The organism is Paenibacillus qinlingensis (assembly GCF_031455095.1).
Taxonomy (GTDB): Bacteria; Bacillota; Bacilli; order Paenibacillales; family NBRC-103111; genus Paenibacillus_E; species Paenibacillus_E qinlingensis_A.
Genome location: NZ_JAVDSB010000006.1, coordinates 258,149 through 277,947, shown reverse-complemented (window position 1 = coordinate 277,947; position 19,799 = coordinate 258,149). Strand labels below are relative to the sequence as shown.

The 19,799-nt window shown below is 48.9% G+C and carries 18 protein-coding genes; 4 read left to right on the top strand and 14 right to left on the bottom strand.

Translation table 11 applies throughout. The features are described from left to right. Nucleotides 1-88 precede the first annotated feature (88 nt). The 4 genes from J2736_RS18640 to J2736_RS18625 all read right to left on the bottom strand — a co-directional run bounded on the left by J2736_RS18640 (nt 89) and on the right by J2736_RS18625 (nt 2,360). Complete coding sequence (locus J2736_RS18640) at nt 89-343, bottom strand: DUF3813 family protein (protein ID WP_310500088.1); 255 nt, start codon at nt 341-343, stop codon at nt 89-91. A gap of 94 nt (nt 344-437) precedes the next feature. After that, entirely contained in the window at nt 438-986 is a 549-nt protein-coding gene (locus J2736_RS18635; protein WP_310500087.1) for a DUF2231 domain-containing protein, read from the bottom strand. Nucleotides 987-1,100: 114 nt separating this feature from the next. Next, on the bottom strand, nt 1,101-1,943 hold the full coding sequence (locus J2736_RS18630) for a M56 family metallopeptidase (RefSeq protein WP_310500086.1): 843 nt from the start codon (nt 1,941-1,943) through the stop codon (nt 1,101-1,103). Continuing rightward, on the bottom strand, nt 1,944-2,360 hold the full coding sequence (locus J2736_RS18625) for a BlaI/MecI/CopY family transcriptional regulator (RefSeq protein WP_310500085.1): 417 nt from the start codon (nt 2,358-2,360) through the stop codon (nt 1,944-1,946). Between the two features lie 164 nt (nt 2,361-2,524). Here J2736_RS18625 and J2736_RS18620 point away from each other — a divergent pair, with 164 nt between their 5' ends. Continuing rightward, complete coding sequence (locus tag J2736_RS18620; RefSeq protein ID WP_310500084.1) at nt 2,525-3,340, top strand: pirin family protein; 816 nt, start codon at nt 2,525-2,527, stop codon at nt 3,338-3,340. Nucleotides 3,341-3,981: 641 nt separating this feature from the next. Continuing rightward, nucleotides 3,982-4,800 carry a (2Fe-2S)-binding protein gene (locus tag J2736_RS18615; protein WP_310500083.1) on the top strand — a complete coding sequence of 273 codons (819 nt, stop codon included), beginning with the start codon at nt 3,982-3,984 and terminating at the stop codon, nt 4,798-4,800. A 59-nt stretch (nt 4,801-4,859) separates the two neighbouring features. Here the strand turns inward: J2736_RS18615 and J2736_RS18610 are convergent, their stop codons facing one another. The 5 genes from J2736_RS18610 to J2736_RS18590 all read right to left on the bottom strand — a co-directional run bounded on the left by J2736_RS18610 (nt 4,860) and on the right by J2736_RS18590 (nt 12,680). Then, nucleotides 4,860-7,388 (bottom strand): S1C family serine protease, encoded by a 2,529-nt coding sequence (locus J2736_RS18610; protein WP_310500082.1) that lies wholly within the window; start codon nt 7,386-7,388, stop codon nt 4,860-4,862. A gap of 95 nt (nt 7,389-7,483) precedes the next feature. Then, entirely contained in the window at nt 7,484-8,293 is an 810-nt protein-coding gene (fdhD, locus tag J2736_RS18605; RefSeq protein ID WP_310500081.1) for a formate dehydrogenase accessory sulfurtransferase FdhD, read from the bottom strand. A gap of 4 nt (nt 8,294-8,297) precedes the next feature. After that, complete coding sequence (locus tag J2736_RS18600; RefSeq protein WP_310500080.1) at nt 8,298-10,655, bottom strand: FdhF/YdeP family oxidoreductase; 2,358 nt, start codon at nt 10,653-10,655, stop codon at nt 8,298-8,300. Nucleotides 10,656-11,187: 532 nt separating this feature from the next. Further along, nucleotides 11,188-11,556, bottom strand: a complete 369-nt coding sequence (locus J2736_RS18595; protein ID WP_310500079.1) for a Na-translocating system protein MpsC family protein — start codon at nt 11,554-11,556, stop codon at nt 11,188-11,190. Between the two features lie 290 nt (nt 11,557-11,846). After that, nucleotides 11,847-12,680 carry a DUF72 domain-containing protein gene (locus J2736_RS18590; RefSeq protein WP_310500078.1) on the bottom strand — a complete coding sequence of 278 codons (834 nt, stop codon included), beginning with the start codon at nt 12,678-12,680 and terminating at the stop codon, nt 11,847-11,849. Nucleotides 12,681-12,863: 183 nt separating this feature from the next. Between J2736_RS18590 and J2736_RS18585 the strand changes: the two genes are divergently transcribed. Then, a complete protein-coding gene (locus J2736_RS18585; RefSeq protein WP_310500077.1) occupies nt 12,864-14,144 on the top strand; it encodes an ArsB/NhaD family transporter in 1,281 nt (426 codons plus the stop codon). Nucleotides 14,145-14,206: 62 nt separating this feature from the next. On the opposite strand, the gene J2736_RS18580 is transcribed toward J2736_RS18585, so the two are convergent. The 5 genes from J2736_RS18580 to J2736_RS18560 form a co-directional block, all read right to left on the bottom strand. Further along, complete coding sequence (locus J2736_RS18580; RefSeq protein WP_310500076.1) at nt 14,207-15,241, bottom strand: potassium channel family protein; 1,035 nt, start codon at nt 15,239-15,241, stop codon at nt 14,207-14,209. 113 nt (nt 15,242-15,354) lie between these two features. After that, complete coding sequence (locus J2736_RS18575; protein WP_310500075.1) at nt 15,355-15,843, bottom strand: hypothetical protein; 489 nt, start codon at nt 15,841-15,843, stop codon at nt 15,355-15,357. A 150-nt stretch (nt 15,844-15,993) separates the two neighbouring features. Beyond that, on the bottom strand, nt 15,994-16,662 hold the full coding sequence (locus J2736_RS18570; RefSeq protein ID WP_310500074.1) for a hypothetical protein: 669 nt from the start codon (nt 16,660-16,662) through the stop codon (nt 15,994-15,996). Nucleotides 16,663-16,726: 64 nt separating this feature from the next. Continuing rightward, nucleotides 16,727-18,145: a sensor histidine kinase gene (locus J2736_RS18565; RefSeq protein ID WP_310500073.1), complete on the bottom strand. Its 1,419-nt coding sequence runs from the start codon at nt 18,143-18,145 to the stop codon at nt 16,727-16,729. Continuing rightward, nucleotides 18,139-18,837: a response regulator transcription factor gene (locus tag J2736_RS18560; RefSeq protein WP_310500109.1), complete on the bottom strand. Its 699-nt coding sequence runs from the start codon at nt 18,835-18,837 to the stop codon at nt 18,139-18,141. The genes J2736_RS18565 and J2736_RS18560 overlap by 7 nt, the downstream gene beginning before the upstream one ends. 181 nt (nt 18,838-19,018) lie before the next feature. On the opposite strand from J2736_RS18560, the gene J2736_RS18555 reads away from it, so the two are divergent. Further along, entirely contained in the window at nt 19,019-19,369 is a 351-nt protein-coding gene (locus tag J2736_RS18555; protein ID WP_310500072.1) for a hypothetical protein, read from the top strand. Nucleotides 19,370-19,799: the final 430 nt, after the last annotated feature.

The window sequence follows — 19,799 nt, the reverse complement described above, 5'->3', positions numbered from 1 at the left end:
AAAAAGCATAGGAATACGCAAAAAAGCCGTCTCCGGCGTAGTTGTGATCTACGGGATACGGCCTTTTCTTCATGTAGAAAACTTAGGTTTACTCCAAACTCGTCAGCCTTGCCTTATCCTCTTCCAAGGATTCAATAGCCTGCTGTACCGCAGGGCTATCTGATTGGTCAAATGCTTGATCTACCGCATTCTTCGCCTTGGCAATAGCATTCTGTGCCTCTTCCGTCGTTTGAGCTGTAGGGTGAGATAACGCATGGTTTACGGCTTGGTGAACGTTATCGGCGGAATTTTGTGCAGATGAGATCGGATTTTGTGATTGTAAGCTTGAGTCAACCTTAGTCATAGCGGTGTCGATACCTCCTGGAAAGGATATGTATTACCTTTGCTAGGATGAGGTAAATGAGGTGATTTTATTCGCAAGCTGATCAGCGCGGATATTATTTGGCTGGTGCAGGAGCATTCTGGCCACCCTGCTGTCCCTGCCTTTGGCCTTGGCCACCTTGACCACCCTGTCCGCCCTGAGGGCCAGCGTTGCCACCAGGCCCACCGCCGCCAGGTCCGCCCTGCATCATCATGCCGGGACCGCCTTGCATATCACGGTGCACCATTTTGCCCCCAAGATGGCCTGTGTAGCTCACCAGAATCACAACGACCAGCGAGGCAACGAGGAAGATCGGATTGCGTCCGAGCTCGAGCTTTTTCCAAATGAGCAAACCAACACGCACAGCAGCCAGCACAATGGCCGCGAACATCGTTAGCTTCGCATAGAATTCATGCGAGCCAACCAGCGTATTCCGCGATTCGGGCCCCGTCAAAACACCGGCGATGGCGCCGAGTGCCCCTACAACCAGGCATAGCATACCAGCTGAGTGCCAGTCCTTCTTTTTAGTAATGAGAGCCGCCACATCAAAAACAAAGCTAAAAATTAAAAGCGCAATCGGAACGTGAGTAAATATAAAATGTAGATTCTTCATTATGTAGTCCATGCTATTCTCTCCTTCATATGGTGGAAAATAGTTACACTACAAATTGTAGTGTTGAATAGAGAGATTGTCAATTCTTTTCAGATGAGCCTCCATAGGTAAGCAAAAAAGGCTTATTTAGATAAGCCCCATAACGAGTACAAATATGAGTGCAGACATCGCCAAACGAAATAGCGGCCAGCGCAAGGTCACTTGCTTCTGTGGATCCAAAATATGCTGAATGCGCACATTCATCGACGTCTCTGCAAAAGACGCATGAGATAGCGGGAACCGCGGCTTCGTTGTTTGCTTCAGTAGCTTCAGCAGCGCACTGCCTAAGTCAGCGGCTTGCTCCATCCGTTCAATCGCGTACTTGTCCGCACGCAATTCAATCATCATCGGATATTTATGAGCAATCCACTCAAAAATAGGGATATATCGCATCGACTTCGAGATCAGCGCCAGCAAGAAGATAGCCCCAGGATCCCGGTGCTGTACATGGCACTTCTCATGCTCTATCACCGCGCGAAGCTCATTCGGCTCCAGCATGTCCATAAGTCCCGTCGAGACAAGAATGCGCGGCCTCCATAACCCAATCGTCATCGCAAGCGGGGCTTTATAGTTAACGATTTGGAGTTGCTGCGGTGTGAGTTCGAATTTGGCGGCATTTTCTGCAGAAAGCGCTGCGTCGTGATACTTCTTCACGAGCTTATTCGCCTTCATAACATCATAGCCATGCTTGATGGCAAGCCAACCCATCGTTCCCATTGTGTACAGGATGAGCCCATTCACTAAGGTCATTGGCACAGGACCAGGCACGTGCAGATAGTGAAAAAGAATCAGACACAAATCAAATAGATTGCGTGAAGGTCTCCAGTGAAACATATGCCCAAGGAGGAAGGCAACCATCTGCCACACAATCGTGCCTCCAATGATCAGCGCAGCCGCGTACAGCCATTTGAACCGTGATTCCGTCATCATTCATCGATCCTTTTTCAGAAGTAGAATGTGCTGTTCCAGCTGGTCAAGCAGCTCAGGATCCACTTTATCGAGCGCATCAACCATATGGGTAACCGCTAATGAACCGAATTGTTCAATGAGGTCATAGGTCAGTTCTTTCGATTGCGTTTCCATGAACGCTTCAATCGTCACAACTGGCTTATAGTGAAACGATCGTGCGACAGAATGCTTCTGTAAAATCTTTTTGTCTACGAGACGGTTCATCACCGTCATGACCGTGTTGAAATTGATCGCCTTGTCCTCATCCAGCTTCTGTTGAACGTCTTTAATCGTCATTTCCGAGGGGCTGCTCCAGAGAATTTCCATGATTTTGGACTCTAGCGGCCCGAAGAAGCGGTTAAGTCCGCTTTCCTTTAATTTAAAGTTTTGCATTTTCACGTTAGGCCACACTCCTTACACTATGAATTGTAGTGTGATCATAGGGCTGAAGTCAAGAAGCACCGCAAGGCATGAGGAAAACATTTTGACATGGGGGATAAAAGGCGGTATAATACTTACATAAAGTAAGTAATTAATTATTATATAGCTGAGGAGTGATTCCTATGAGTATGCATATCTATTCGGCTGGTGAGCAAGGCGTTGGAGCGTTTGATGGGGGCAAATTCGTTGAACAACGTGCGATCAGCTTCCCTGGTGAAAAGACGGCCGTAGATCGTGTAGGCCCATTATTCTACTGGGCTTGGGGCAAAGCATCCGATGTATCCGAAATCGGCATGCACCCGCACAAAGCGTTCGAAATCCTCACCTATGTCATCGACGGACTCGTCGAGCATCGGGATTCCCTCGGCTCACTGGAAACCGTAACGAACGGTGGCGCTCAAGTGATTCAGGCAGGCTCCGGCGTCCACCACTCCGAGGCCTTCCGTAAAGCAGGCAGCGAGGCGATGCAGATTTGGTTCGAGCCTCATCTGAGCGAGACCGTGAAGAAGCCAGCTACTTATCATCAATACGAGCATGACCAGTTTCCGGTTCATCAACAAGCAGGTGCTGCGCTAAAAACCGTCATCGGCGCGGAAGCTCCTATCCAGCTCGATACCGATGTGCGGATGTATGACTGGCAGCTGGAGCCTGGCACAGCGTTCAGCTACGCATTAGAGCTCGGACGCAGGCTGGCGTTCCTCGTCATTCGCGGCGAAGGCGAGGGTGTAGTTGCCTCGGCGGGGCTCGCTGGGCAAGAGCAAACGCAAGGGCAAGAGCAAGTGCAAGGGCACAAGACCTTGTCCCACAAGGATTTTGCGGTGGCACAGGCTGAGGGTGAAGGCGAAGCGCTTCATCTTCAAGTCGGCAGTGCGCAAAGCCTGCGTATCATTGCCATCGACGTACCCGAGAATCCAGGTTACGCATTGTACCGGAAGTAAGACACCCGCTGGAATCTGCACCTCCCAGTCCATATGGATTGGGAGGTATTATTTCGTTTGCAAACTCTACCTCAACCCATTTCCACTACCACTAAAGCCGCGGCCAAACCTTGCTCCTCCTCCACAACAAATTAGATGGATTTTATGTCGTTATTTTTGGAGTTTCTTCTCATTTGGGAGCATTAGATGGATTTCCTACAGTTAATTTCAGGCATAATCCAATAAACTGCCGATTCTAACCAGATTAGCTGTACTTTTTCCATCTATTTAAAAAGCTAGCTACTCAATTGACCCGTGCGTTCGGAGTCAGAGCGCACGCTGCATCATCATACTCGCCTCCCTACCATTACCTCAACCACTTCTTCTACTTCTACCACAACCCACTACCAATACCTCTAAAGCCGCAGCCAAACCTTGCTCCGCCTCCACCACAAACTAGATGGATTTTATGTCTTTATTTTTGGAGATTTCTCCACATTTGGGAGCATTAGATGGATTTCCGAGACTGTCTCTTGCTATTTCTAGGATCTGCCTTGCTTTTATGTAAGAAAGCAAATTGACACTTTCATCCCGCATCTTGTATGATCAAAATAACTATATTGATAACGATAATCATTATTATAAATTGGAGCGTGCTGACGATGCCCATCGAGTCAAACGTCGATTTTACACTAGTTGAACAGTATTTCCACATTTCACCTAAAGGCATGGAAGAACCTCTCCTGCATATTCCTGCACGGCAGCTTTTAGATGGACCGACGATGCTCGGCGTCCTCGAGAAAGGTCAAGCTTTACTCCGCGGCAAAGGGTTGGACATTTCTGCATCGTACTTGGGGCTCTCCCTTTTCAACCTCGTGGCTACGAGCCAGCTATTTCTTTCTCAGTATAATCAGTGGTTAGTTTTCGACCTAGACAACATTGCATTCGAAGTCGAGAATCACGGCGACCATGCCCACATCGGTTATAAAATTATAAATCTGCAGTGGAAAGAAGCGCCTACGGAAGATCGTGATCTTTTCATTGAATTAGAGATGCGCCGGGTATTCGCAGAACTCATCTCGCCTGTAATTGCGGTCATCGCTGAACAGGCCAAAGTGAATCAAGCTATGATTTGGAATCAATTTGCGGCGCGTATGACTTTCGTTAGGGACTATGTCTTGGAAAATGACCCCCGTCCAAACGTGCGTGAACAGTTCTCCGCAGATTACGAGGTGGTGACCAAGCAATTAACACCTGATGTGTTTGGCCGCAAGGTCAACCCATTCGTTCATGAGCCTAAGTACATAGACAGCCCTTACCAAGAAGGCAAAAAAGTGATCATGCGCTCTTCTTGCTGCATGTACTACCGCCGCGAAGAAGGCCAAAAGTGCTTCAATTGCCCGATTCTCAAAGAGTCAGAACGCGAGGCAATGTTCCATAAAATTAGAAGCAAGCAGGAGAGCACCGCTACTGCTGGTTAAATACGAAAGCCCCCGAGAATATGAACATTCTCAGGGGCTTTTACGTTATCAGGGGAGACCTACTTCCCGCTTTCCGTCCCGTTCACGAAGGCGAACGAATCAAAGGCCTTGTTCAGCCGCGCGACATTCGCAGCCGTGCTGACCGCAACATCCGTACGCAGCGTCACCGTGTAGGTAACTTGCTTGCGATTAAACAAGTAAATCGTTTCGGTATAAGGGATGTGCGCTTTCGAGTAGCTCACTTTATACTTCTTCGCCTTCACATCCCCGAAAAGCGTGACATCCTCTGCCGAATAGGAATAGTCACTGTCACTCGTGTGACTTTTCTTAAGCTCTTCTTCGGCGTCCTTCACAACCTCCGTATAGACTGATTTGTTATCTGCCTCTACACGTAAATATCCACCTGGGAAAGAAAAGGACTTCGTCGCCTGATCATTGCCGTCATACGAACGGTTCGTTGTCCAGTTCTCAGGGATACGCAAGGTGTAATTGAATTTCTCATTCTTGTAGAGCGCCGTACGATCTGGATCGGCAAGTTCATTAAGATCCTGAATGAATCCGAGTTCACCATCCATGGTCTCTTTATCCACAGTGATAGACGCTACAACGTTATCCCACATCTTCTCCAGCTCATCATCCTGCTCGTCTTTCGGATAGGTCATTCGAACTTCATATTTGTACTTATCCTTGATGAAAAAGAGCGATCTACCCGCAAACCACTCGTCCCCTAATGAACTCGCAAAGTCTACTTGCCAAGCGGGTACTCCATCTACCGTTGCTTCGACGGGCTTATCCACGCGGCGATAATCGGCTGTATACTGCGCTTCGAACATATCCACTTCACGGTCTACCCAATTCTGCAACGTATCACCTGAAGATGCCGAGGTTACATGAATCTCAAGCGATTGCGAATACTCATCATTATAAAAAGAAGTGCTTCCATGGTAATCCTGCTCCCAGGCAGCAGGCAAATCAATGGATAATCCATACTCACTCGTGTAGGTCACATCATCTGAATTGAACACAGAAATATCCTTCAGAGAATTATCTCCCGTATTAAAAGCAAGCTTAAAGCTATCCAATAAATCATTATAGCTATTTTGTTTGGAACGATTCGTGTATTGTTCTTTGGTCACAAAGAGCTGTACCGTATACAAACGGCCGCCATGTAAATAACCACGCGTCTGGATGTATCCATCTTCGCCAGAGCGGCTCACGACTTTGGCATAAGGATACTCTGCCCGCTTCACATACTGACGTTCCAATACCGTCGCACTGTTCCCGTAGCTCGAATAATCACTATCATCTTCACCGGCAATTGTGGTCAAAAGGGCAGCAGGCGATAGCTCATCGCTTTGATCACTCGCAATTCGAATGGAAAGTGCGAATTCGCCTTTCGCATCAACGAAACTTATGGAATCACCATCATCGGATTGTTGTCTTTTGACCAGACCCGCTGGATACTTCATCGACCAACCGAAGTGGCTGTCGCCAATCTTCGTTTTGCCGCTATCCGCGTCTAATGAGCTCCCGTCAGCATCCTCTGTTAATGTTGCTTCGGTGTTGTGCAGCTCGCCTAATTTTACCGACTTGGTCAACGTTGCGCTTCCCGATTGAAGCTTGATGTCTACCGTTTGTCCGGGCAAATACTTTTTAATCGCCTCGTTGTAATCGACCAGCGTTTGGACCGAGTCAGAACCAATAGAAACGACCACTTCGTCTTGTTCAATTCCCGCCTCAGCCGCAGGTGAATCCGCGTCTACGTAATCCACCCTTAACCCCGCCATACTAGGTAAGCCAACAACAGCCTCCCAGCTTTCTTCCAATTCGAGCCCTGTGTAAGCACGCTTTACTTTGCCGTACAGTTCAAAATGCTTAAGTACATATTTCACCGTATCCACAGGAATCGCGAACCCGAGATTTTCGATACCAATATCCGCGTATTTCATCGTATTAATCCCGATAACTTCGCCCTTCATATTAATCAAAGCGCCTCCGCTGTTGCCAGGGTTAATGGCTGCGTCCGTTTGAATCAGCTGGTACTGCGAGCTTACGGAACGATCTAGTCCGCTGACAATACCCACCGTAACCGAGTTGCGCAAAGCAAATGAAATTGGCGTTCCAATCGCCGCGACCGTTTCCCCAACCTTAATATCCGACGAAGAAGCGAAGGTGGCTGGCTGTAAACCGACAGCATCGATTTTGACCAGAGCAAGATCACTTTCCTCATCAATATTCGAGGCATGACCACGATAGGTTGTCCCTTCGGAGGTCACGACGACGATATTTTTCATATCTTTTACGACATGAGCATTCGTAACAATCACACCGTTCGAAGCCACAATGACGCCAGTCCCGTGTGCTAGATTAAATCTATTCTTCTCTAGTGTTTTGTCCACCTCAGAGGATGGTTTTCCTATTATAGCAACCACGGATGGCGAAGCTTTCTCAATAACCTGTGGAATATCTGCATTGATTTCAGCTGCATATACATGCCAAGACTGAGGCCCTGCAAACGTCGTCATCAGCACGAAGGCTGCGACCAGCGTTATGCCCCCTTTTTTCAACCGAACTGTCCAATTCCCCATTCTGTCATTCCTCTCTTAACAAAAGTTGGCAATAGGTAGAATCTAGCACAATTCTGATAGAGAGACAACACAAATATTTCCACAAAAAGGTAACTTTATCGACATTCAGCAATGCGCTCGGGGTGCGTATACACGGTTAAATGATCCTTCCGAATGAAGCCAACCACCGTAATGCCAAGATCGTGAGCGAGTCGAAGTGCGAGATCGGTAGGGGCAGATTTCGACAAAAGAATTCCGACGCCTATTTTGGACGCCTTTAATACCACCTCGGAAGAGACTCTTCCGCTGAAAGCAAGGACCTTATCTCGCACCGAAATCCGCCCTCGAAGGATATGACCATAAATTTTATCAAGTGCGTTATGCCTGCCAATATCCGCTCGGGTCACCAGAAGGTCGTTCGCCGTACACAAAGCTGCATTATGCAGACCTCCCGTCAACCGAAATTCAGCCGATTGCCCCTGAAGTTCGCTCATCAGGTGGAAGCATTGAGGAATAGTTAGCGTGAGCTTCGTCGTCACCGTTTTGGCTGTGCGCATATCATTGTGAAAATAAAACTGGCGGCTTTTCCCGCAACAGGACCCGATGAATCGCTTGGATACCATCTGACGGCTCAGTTGATGAAGCTGCCGCAGCTTCACATGGGCGAATCCGCGGTCTTCCTCTAATGTAAGAGATTCAATCTGGTCGACGAATCGAATCATACCTTCGGAGGCAAGGAAACCGGTAACCAGATCGACGGTGTCGCTCGGCGTGTAGACCAGTGTGGCGAATTCTTCGCCATCCAGCATGAGGGTCAAAGGCGCTTCAACAGCAATCGTATCCTCTGCACGCAACACCTCTGAACCATTGTATCGATGAATCGACCAAGTTGTGGTTGATGGAGAGGGCGAAGAATCCATGGACATTTTCTTACCCCTCCATTTCCGTTTCTAGCTCTAAAATGCGCTTCTCTACATATCGAGTGTCTTTGTGGGCGTGATAGGTCTCCGCCTTTTCAACGATAACGGCTGTATTATATTCTGGTATACCGGCAAACGGTTCGTATACCCCCTTAGGTATCAAGCTATTGCCTTCTGGCCAGTGCACTTCGATGTTGCCTGATCGAATGTCTGATTGCTTAGCTCTCCCGTGCATTGCACCGTAACCGTTGTAGACAACAATAGCCTCGCCTTCCTGTAAAGCAAGGCTGCGCATATCCGCTTGCCCTATCAGCACATCGTAGCGATCAGCTTCATTAAAGGGATCGATGTCGCTGTAGATCATCGAATTGAACTGCTTGCCGCGGCGCGTCGTCACCGCGAAATGCCCCTCCGGCTTCCGCAGCTCCGGAAGCTCAATCGGCAGCAGCCGGCCGCGGCCATCCGGCGTCGGACAGACGCCGTCCTCGCACAGCCACGCGCCGCCGTATTGAAACACATCCCCGCGCTCTCGCAGGTGCTGAATGCCATCATAGCTCGGCGCGGCCAGCGCGATCTCGGCGCGGATCGCTTCCGCGGTCTGACAGCCTAGCTGCGCTGCAGCTTCGGGCTTCACGCGGCGGGCGAGATCGACGTAGATGTCCCACTCCGCGCGGGCTTCGCCGATGCGGGGACCGGCGATCTCGGGCGAGAAGTACACCATTCGCTCCGTCGAAGTGGATGTGCCGCCCCCAGGCTGCTCGTATCGCGTCATCGCGGGCAGCACCACCACAGCCTCCCGCGCATCAAGCAGCGTGGAGGTGTTGAGGATGATGTCCTGGTGGACACGGACATCCATTGACTCTAGTGCGTTGTGGACGAATGCCGGGTCCGGCATCGTCTCGAGGAAGTTGCCTCCGGATGTGTAAAACAGCCGGAGCTTCCGCTCCTGCTCCTCAGGCAGGAGCGCATTCTCTAGGGTGACACCAACGATGTCACCCTGCCAGCTCGGCAGCTCGAAGCCCCAGAGCTGCTCGATGCGCTTGCGGTCGGCGGCGCTGTTGATTTCGCCGCCCGGCAGGGAGAAGGGATCGGCGCCCATCTCGCCGGAGCCCTGCACGCCGCTGTGGCCGCGGATGGGCATCAGCCCGCAGTGTTCGCGGCCTAGAAAGCCCCGCAGGAGGGCGAGGTTCGCCACCTGCGAGATGTTGTCCGTGCCGAAGCGGTGCTGTGTGAGCCCCATGCTCCACACGAATACCGCGCTAGAGGCACGGGCTAGCAAGTGAGCGAGCTCGCTGATGCGCTCGCGGGTGAGACCGGACGACTGCGTGAGCGTCGTCCAGTCCTGCTGCGCCACGTGGGCGCGCAGCTCTTCTATGCCGTTCGTGTGCGCAGCCACGAACGCATGGTCGATCGCGGAGCCGGGCTGATGCGCCTCCATCTCAAACCATACCTTCATGATGCCGTTCATGAAGGCAATATCCCCACCGATGTTCACTTGGTATACATCGTCGGCCAGCTTTGTGCCGAATAACGCCGATTCGGCAATGGAAGGGATCCAGTACTGCTCCATTGATGGCTCGTAGTACGGGTTAATGACGATGATCTTCGTCCCTTTGCGTTTGGCCGCATACATGTACTTCGTCGAGACCGGTTGGTTGTTCGCGGCCACACTGCCCCAGAATACAAGGACGTCCGTGCCGATCCAGTCCTTGTAATTGCAGGTCGAAGCGCCCACGCCTACGGAGCGCTTCAGTGCCGTCTTCGACGGCGAGTGGCAGATGCGCGAGGCATTGTCGATATTGTTCGTACCGAGCAATCTCGCGACCTTCGCTGCCACATAGTACGACTCGTTCGTAATCCCTCTCGCCGTTAAGTAAAAGGCCATCTGCTTCGGGTTCAGCCCGCGCATCTTCGTTGCAATCGTGTCCAACGCCTCATCCCACGTGGCGCGGCGGAAACGTCGCTCACCCTTCTTGCGGATGAGCGGATATGGAATGCGACCGAGCTGGCGAAGCTCGGTGGAGCTCAAGCGGCTGAGCTCGTCGATGTCCGCGTGCAGCAGCTCCTCGCGAATGGCTGGCATCGTATTCAGCCGCAGCACGTTGAGCCGCGTCGTGCAGATATGCGGCCCCGCCAGCGTCTGATCGTAAAGTCCCGACACGCCAAGCGCACAACCGTCACACACGCCTTGCGTCAGAATTCTAACCGCGTAAGGCAAATTATCGCGATTTTGCCAAGCAATTTTCGCTGTCTCTCGAATATGCTTCGGCTTAACCTTGCCTAGTCCGAATGGTATTTTGCTAACCCAGAGCTTCGGGTCCGGTTTCGCGGGCAGCTTAATCGGCCCTGTGTGCTTTGTTTTCCCCAAGTGGAACGCCTCCATTTGTTGTAATATTGTTTTCGGCTCTATTTGTATATGTATGGTCTTGTTTTGGCTCGTATCGCTCCCCAAACTGCTACTTGTCGATCATCACCTCAAAAAACCTGCAAAAGTACATCCTTTCGCTCCCCAAACACGCTATTTTCGAGGAATGCCTGCAAATATGCAGGTATTTCTGCCCTTGCTTCGTTCCATGCAGATAATTCACCAAAAAAACTGCATATTTGCAGGTATTCTCGCTAAACGCAGGAATTGGACTAAAATGCCTGCATATTTGCAGGCTTTTCCTCCAACTGGTCGGCGACTGGTCGGCACGTTTACTAACGCCTCTTCCCATCATTCTATTCCACTCAACACGTCTGCTCCTCAGCTCCCTAGAAGCAAAAAACCACCGCAAAACAACCCCAAGCCCCTCTTACGAGAAGAGTCTCGGGTTGTCTCACAGTGGTTAGTCTCCGGCAGGTTCGCTACCAAGTGCCAAGCACCTTACTTATGTATATGTAGATGTACGAGCGGTTAGTTATCCGTTTCTTGTACCAAACTTCTTTTCCAAATCCTCATCAAAAACGAACACCGACATCCCTACATCTTGGGCAATATCGATATCGACAAACAGCTGAATAAACTTCGCGCCGAGCAGCGCTTCCATCTCTACAGGCGGATGATCCTTGTAGATTTCTTTGACCATTTCAGTGCGTGCCGTGCGGAGCATTTGCCTGCCATCGCCGGTCTTCGCCATAAATTTCTCCACAGGGGAAAGGTTCCCTGCCATTTCGCAGATCGCCCAACTTTTGCAAAAGGTCGTCGTCACTCGCTCCGGCCCTTTACCCATATGCCTCTTGCGATACGCCTTCACGAGGTTACTGAATTCGGCCTCCATACGGTTCATCGGCCAGCCACCTTTATGTTTACGTTTACAAGCTTGTCCTAGCTTCATCATAGCAAGAAAGCCTATACCTGACAACACCTGAAGACGCGTTTCTATGTGTCATTTCCCTACAACTCAGCACTTACTTCGGTTCTATTCATCATCTTCCCACTTCCGTGAGTATGCCTTCTTCGTTATCCAAATCGTTAGTCCAATCACGATAATAATCGCGATCACACTTCCAATAATAGCACCAACCACTTGTTTACACGCCCCTTTTACCTGTTCATACTTCCAACTAATTATAATTATTAAAATAAATCCAACTGCCTCGGCGCCAGCCCCTCGTAGTCTAAGTCTAGCATGCTCATTAATGTTTTGGCATTCCCTGCAGCATGTCCGCCGGAGTTGTTGTTAAAAATGATACAAATCTCACGCGTCTGCTCCTGCAAGCGGAGCAACCTCACCTTCCACTCCAACAATTCCTGCGGATTGTAGTCGTACAGATACCTCACGTCGCGCCAGTTAGCTTCGTTCGTCTGTACCCATCCCCCGACATTCCGTCCGTGGAAGCGAACCATCGTCATGTCAGAATGCGTCGCCTCTAAGACGATTGGAACCGATCCAATCCCCGCCTGCGGCTCGTCACAGATGCTGTGCATCCACCCTTCGCGCTTCATGAAAGACAGCGTCTTATCGCGCATGTCCTCCGTGAACCAGCTCTGATGGCGGAACTCCAGCGCTAGCGGCACATCGCCCATTCTCGCCTTCGCCTCGCGAATGACATCCACACTTGCCTTGTTGCATGCAAACCATGGTGGATATTGAAACAACACAGCCTTCAATTTTCCCGCTTCCTGAACGGGTCGAATAGACTGCAGGAACGCCTCGAACATTTGATCAGCACCGCCTGCAAACGGATTTTCTCCCCGCAGGTGGCCAGTCATCCCTTGGTAGGCTTTTATAATAAACCCAAAATTCTCAGGTGTCTCTTGTACCCATTTTGCATAGTTGCGTTCTGGCTGTATCGCGTAAAATGAGGTATCGACCTCCACCAATGGGAAATGGGCGCCATAACTCATCAGCTTCCCTTTACTCCCGCCTAAGTCATGATCACTCCAACCTGCTAAACCGATATTGATCATTGTCGTCCCCCTGAGGCCAAACGTTAATTCTATTGTACCAAATGACTTTAGCTTTACAACTTCCAAGGGAACGGATATAGTTACGCTATATAGGATTGACCCGGAGGAGCCTGCCAACAGCGGGCTCTTTTTGTCTTTTTTCGGAGACTGCGGGTCATCAATTATTCAATGGAGGCGGATCTAGTGGAATTACAAGCTTACTTTGCTATCGGCATTTTCTTACTAATTTATGCGATTATTATTTCCGAGAAAATTCACCGCACCATCATCGCCATGATCGGTGCCGTGCTCATGGTTGTTTGTGGTATTGTCAGCCAAGAAACAGCGCTGAACCACATCGATTTCAACACACTGGGACTGCTCATCGGAATGATGATTATGGTAGGTATCACCGCAGAAACAGGGCTGTTCACATATATCGCTGTAAAAGCAGCGAAGCTCGCCAAAGGGAAGCCGCGAAGGATCCTAATCGTGCTCGCGATCCTTACAGCCGTATGCTCCGCTTTTCTGGATAATGTGACGACGGTGCTTCTCATGGTGCCTGTCACCTTGAGTATCACAAGACAGCTGCGCGTGAATCCGTTCCCGTTTCTTTTTACGCAAATTCTGGCCTCCAATGTTGGGGGTACAGCCACACTAATTGGTGACCCACCCAATATTATGATTGGCAGCGCAGTGAGTGAGCTCACGTTCATGGCCTTCATTAACAATCTGGCACCTATTGCAATCATCATCATGCTGGCCTATATCCCTTTGTTTCTGCTTATTTTTGGGAAGCAAGTACAGTCTACACCCGAGCTCCAAAAAAGCATTATGGAATTGGATGAGAATGACATGTTGACAGACCGCAAGCTTCTCTGGAAATGCCTCACCGTACTAACGCTTACCATTCTAGGCTTCTTCCTGCACCAAAGCTTGCATTTGGAATCGGCTACGATTGCACTTTGTGGCGCGTTTCTTCTCCTCCTCCTGACAGGAGAGCGCATGCTAGAGTCTGCCTTTGCAAGTATCGAGTGGCCTACGATCTTTTTCTTTGTCGGGCTATTCGTGCTCGTATCGGGCCTTGTAGAAACAGGCGTCATTACGCAATTAGCTATACATGCCACCCAGTTAACAGGCGGCAACCCGATCGCAACTTCCATGCTTATTCTTTGGCTGAGCGCGATTGCATCCGCTTTTCTCGACAATATCCCCTTCGTTGCCACGATGATTCCATTGATTCAGGAAATGGGTGTTTTGGGCGTCAGCAATCTAGAGCCACTGTGGTGGAGTTTGGCACTTGGCGCTTGTTTGGGCGGTAATGGTACATTAATCGGGGCGAGCGCGAACTTGATTGTGGCAGGACTAGCAAGCAAAGAGGGGCATCCCATTACCTTCATCAAATATCTAAAATATGGCTTCCCGTTCATGCTGTTATCGATCCTACTTTCGAGCGTATACATGTACTTGCGGTATTTGATTTAAAAGTGGCATGCAAAAAAAGAGCCAAGAGGTTAGGTTTATCGACCGGCCTCCTGGCTCTTTCTCTATTTAACAGTCAATCGTCCGTACGTTTCCTTATCACAAATGACGAACAGCCTTGCTCCCTCCGGAATCTGCTCATGAAGCCTTTTGTTAATATTCAGATGTTCACCATCTGAGATGAGTGTGGCACCCTTTTGCAGCAAATCCTGAAACGCATCGTGGAACGTCACCCACTTGGCCTGTGTCGGAATCTCATAGAGATCCTCCCCCTCTGGCGTACGCGTCAACAGCTGTGTAAGAATCTTGGAGCTGCCAGGGTTGAATGCTGAACGTACCGCGAGTTGGGATATCGTCTCACTCCCGAAGATGAATTCATCAATGCGAATATGCTGAAAATTGGGTAGATTTTGCTTATCGCGGATTTCCACAATCGTGTACACATGGTTATAGTTGCGTTCGACAGTCGTGGCGACCAAGAGTGTTTTGCCATCGACGAAGGCCGGATCTCGAATCGTGTTCTGGAGCTGTGTCACCTCATCTGCAAAGATGAAGACCGCTCTTGCCTTAGAAGTATTCGCCATGTCGAGTGTTGCCACGAGCTGAGGGTTACCTAGCACATAATGCACGCGATCATGCTGAATTGGCGATTTTTCCAGTGTATCTATAAGTACAATCTCCACAAGGGGGTCTGAGTTCAGAATTTCGTTAATGGCATTCTCTGCATGCTGACTCCAATCAATAATGACAAAATGGTTCACCCCTGCAAACTTCAATTTCCCTTCCTCCTTCATGCGCTGATACACAAATAAGGCATCCACGACTTTGCTAATCGTTATGGAAATAAGCCCAATACCGAAGATGTACACGACGATCCCTAAGCATTTACCTGCGACCGTATGGGGATAAAAGTCACCATAGCCGACAGTGGTAACCGTCGTCATGACCCACCACAAGCCGTTAAAACGGGTCTTGAAGGTACTCGGTTCTAATTCATAAGCTAGCAAGGAGCTGCCTGCAATGAACACAACTGCTACTCCAAAAATAAAGAGATTATTCCATCGAATCAGACGCAATAGGAATTTTGAGAAGAAGAGCATGGCGACCTCCTTACAGGTATCCACCTAACATTTGCCAATGTCATCATTGTAGCATATCAAGCATGACGCTTATATATGAGAGAATTCCAAAATGACTTGATAAGGTTCTTTCATTATTTATTGATAAATGGTTCAGTTTCCCGACCCTCTTTGTCTACATATAATTTTTTATTACCATCTGCATAGCTCCAAACAATATTTCCATTAATCTGGAATAAATGTAGGTTCTTGTAATTAACAGAAGACTTAATATTATACCCTTTGCTTTCAATTATTTTTATAATTTCAATATATTTTACTGGGAGTTGTTCATGAACAATTTCTCCAGATTCACGAAATATCACAGCAAACTGGGTTCCATTGCTATCTTGAGCTACAGAAATAAAAGGGCTTTTAAAATAAGGCATAGCAACTACTTCCGTTAATTGTAGTGACTCTAATTTTTTTTGATATCCTTCAGGTACATACAACGTATCTCCGGCGACACTATCTTTACTATTATTACTCTGGACTTTTTGATTACTGCAACCATTCAAGTTGATTAAACACAAGACCACCAATAGCATGAGTACACCACATTTAAAAGGTTTGATCATCATCATTCCTCCTTTATTTACATAGACGAAAAATCTCTTTTTTTGTTTCGACGGCGAGCACGCCGAGCAGATGGCATTCCAAGAAACAGAAAAATGCGGCAACCTCCGAAAAAATCGGAATAGGTGCCGCATTAAGCTATATGTTTCTTAAGCTATCTACTTCGCTGCTTTCTTGGCCCACTTCGCTTGAAGCGCACTCTCAAGCTCCCCGTAAACTTGCTCCGTTGTTTTACCGTTCGTGGCAATACCTAGTTTAGCTGCTCTTTTGTTCAAAGCCTCCGATATTTTCGCATCTTTCGCTGCTTTCTTAGCCTCTTTGGCCGCTTTCAAAGCTGCGTGGATTTCTTTCGCTGTCTTGCCATCCGTGGCGATGCCCGCTTCAGTTGCTTTCGCTTGCAGCTTCGTCAGTGCGGAAGCTTTCAAGGCTGTTTTCAGCTCTTTATTCGTTTTGCCATCTGCGCTCACGCCGAGCTTTGTTGCTTTCGCCTGAAGCTTTACGCCGACAGCCGCTTTAATTTCTGTTTTAAGTTGTTCCGCCGACTTCCCATCTGTGCTAATCCCTAATTTGGCAGCAGCTGCATTCAACTTCTCCGTGTGATTAGCTGTGGCTGCAGTTTTCAGCTCCGTCTTAATATCCTTGTTCGTTTTGCCATCCGTCGATATGCCAAAAGCTTTCGCTTTGTCTTGTAGAAGTTGCTGAATCGGATGAAATTTACTTGCCGAAGACGCTGCTGCATCTCCTTGTCCTTGCTCGGCGAAAGCCGCCACCGGAATGGAACATACAATCGCGCCTACCATAACTATTCCTGCTAGCTTCTTCAACATGTGGAATCACTCCTTAATTGTTGGGTTATTTACCTTACGAAACTAATCTTATCCGATAGTTATGTCATAAGTTTGTCATGCGAGGAGCTTTATCCGCTAGGTTAGGCAAAAAGATTTTGAAAACCGTCCCAGCTCCCAACTGTGACTCCACGCGAATCGAACCGCCGTGCGCCTCGATAATATGTTTACAAATCGTCAAGCCTAACCCCGCGCCAGAGCGATTGCGGCTCTCGTCTGCTTTGTAGAATCGATCAAATAGATACGGAAGCTTCTCTGGGGCAATGCCTTGCCCTTGATCCCAGACCTCTATCCAACGCTCATGTCTAATGGCTTTCACCCGCATACCCGCCTGCGAGCCCTCTGGAATATGGTTGATCGCATTGTCTAATAAATTAATGAACACCTGCCTTAGCCGGTCAGCATCAGCTTGTACGGTATACGGCCCCTCCACATCGGTGCTGAGTTCGATCCCTTTGCCCTTTGCTTTCATCTTCAACTGCATCACGACAAGTCCAATCAGTTCAGGAAGATCCACGGCTTGCAGATTCAACTTCACCTGCTTCTCCTCAAAAGAAGAAAGTTCCAGCAGATCATCTACCAGATGACTCAGTCGAAGTGTCTCCTGGAGGGAGATATCGATGAACTCCTTCGCATCCTCTGGCTCCACCACGCCATCTGTAATGCCCTGCAGCGAAGCTCGAATCGTCGTCAGCGGTGTCCGCAATTCATGAGAAATCTCGGAGAGAAACCGTTTACGGCTTTCTTCAACCTTTTGCAGCTTACCAGCCATACGGTTTAAGGAACCTGATAGCGAGGCAATTTCGTCTTTTCCACGTACCGGCACCCGGCCATTGAAATCACCTAGAGCCAACGCCTCCGCGGTTTTGCTCATCTGCTGAATCGGCTTCACAAAGTGCCGTGAAACAAAATACAAAATAGCAATCGCCAATAGGGCAACTACGAGCGCAGAAGCATAGATAGCCCGGTTAATCTCATCGATCGTTCCTTGAATGTTCACAATCGGCGTATACAGGAAAATCGCCCCAACCACACGGCTGTCCTGTATAACAGGACGTCCGACAATGAGCATTTTCACCTTACTATTCGAAGTAAATGTACTTTTCACCGTTACTGGATTACCGGAGAGCACCTTCTCCACCCAACCCAGTCGTGCTGGCACTTCACCCACAGCTTGGATTTTATCCAAGGTGGCTTTCGGATGCTTGATAACGGAGACACGCACATTGGATGTTTTCTCGATCGCGCTAATTTGCTTACGGAAATCCTTCTGTGCCGTCGCATTGTCGAACAGATCCTTTGCCAGCTCTTCCACTTGCTCCACCTTCTCCAGAAGAAGCTTTTCACTCCGCTCATACGTCTTTTGTTTCATCGAGTAACCAATCGTGCCTGAAATCGCCAGAATGGATACGACCGTGATGGAAATATAAATAAATAATAGCTTGCTATAAAAGGAATTCAGCATGCGCCTGGGCCCTCGAACTTGTAGCCAACTCCCCATACGGTTCGAATGCTCCAGTCCTCTTTCCGCTCCGTCAGTGCTGAGAGCTTCTGTCTCAACCGTTTAATGTATAGATCAACGACACGATCTTCCCCCTCGAAATCCCATCCCCAGATCTTAGCGATCAGATCCTCGCGAGTGAACACCTGATTCGGATTCCTCATGAAAAAAAGCAGCAGTTCGTACTCTTTCTTCGGTAGCGAGACTACCTGCCCCTCAACCGTCACCTCATGCCCCAAGCTGTCCACGCGTAGACTGCCGATCTCATAGATATGCGCGGCTGGCATCACTTGCGTGCGCAGCACGGTGCGGCGCAGAATCGAGGTTACCCGTGCGACCAGTTCGTTCGGGTCAAAGGGCTTCACCAAATAGTCGTCGGCCCCCATCTGCAGACCCTCGACGCGCTCATCCACGTGGCCTCTTGCGGTAAGCATAAGAATCGGCACATCACTCTGAGCGCGGATTGTCTGACAGACAGACCAACCATCGCGCTTCGGCAGCATAATGTCCAACACGATGAAGTCAGGCTGCAGTTCTTTGAATCTCACGAGCGCCTGCTCACCGTCGTTCGCGGTTACCACCTCGTAACCGCTCTTCTCCAGATACAGCTTCGTTATTTTACATATATTCAAGTCATCATCCACGACTAATACCATTGTCACAGGTGCGCACACTCCTTTTGTACAGCTCATCCCCTTTATTTTACGGCATAAATGTGAACAAATTATTTATTTTTTAGAGCACTTCACACATTTTTTACGAATGTAGGGAGATTTCCTAACGGGCAACTCTCTTTTTGCATCTACTAAAATCAGACAGTATGAGGAGGTGAAATCAATGAAAAACAAACTTCTTCTCCCTAGCAGCGTAGATAGAGGTCAAGGTAAAGCTGTTCAGCGTATTCCTGCCAATATCAAACCAACACAAAGATTGACTAGATTTACCGTCCTTTGGGTTAACAACGCAGGCGTCCCTTTCAATACGACAGGCTTTACCTGCCAAGCACGCACATTGGGCGGTGTCTTTCTAGGTACAGTTCGATTCGATAGCTTTGGAACAGCCGTCTTCAATAACATCTTCACACCAACGAATCGTACGATCGTTATCCGTGTTTTTGACCGGTTTGGTGTTCTCTTCCGTACACGCACAGTTCCAGCTCGCGTATCTGCCTATGCGATTATTGGCTAATTAATAGCGAAAAAGGGCTATCCCAGAAGCATGAAGATGCTGTGGGATGGTCTTTTTTTGCATTCTCGCGTTTCCAGTAGTTCCCTCGCACGCCAGTTCCATTCACTAGACTAGACTGACTGACGAACATTCTGACGAAAAACCTGCGAATCTACATCCTTTTCCTCATCTATCCCCTACTTAACCGCAATTCCTGCAAAAATACATCTTTTTCCCACGATTACGCCGATCCAGCTGCGTTTCTCTCCAAATGCCTGCACTTTTGCAGGCATTTGCTATTTCCACCCCAAATCGCCCGAAAAGCCTGCACATTCGCAGGCTTTCAGCTCCTCAGCTCATCCGCACGCCATCTTACCATCCCACTAGCGCACCACCTCACCACAAATTAACCAACCCTATCAAAACCAGCACAACAGAAAGACCCCAGCAT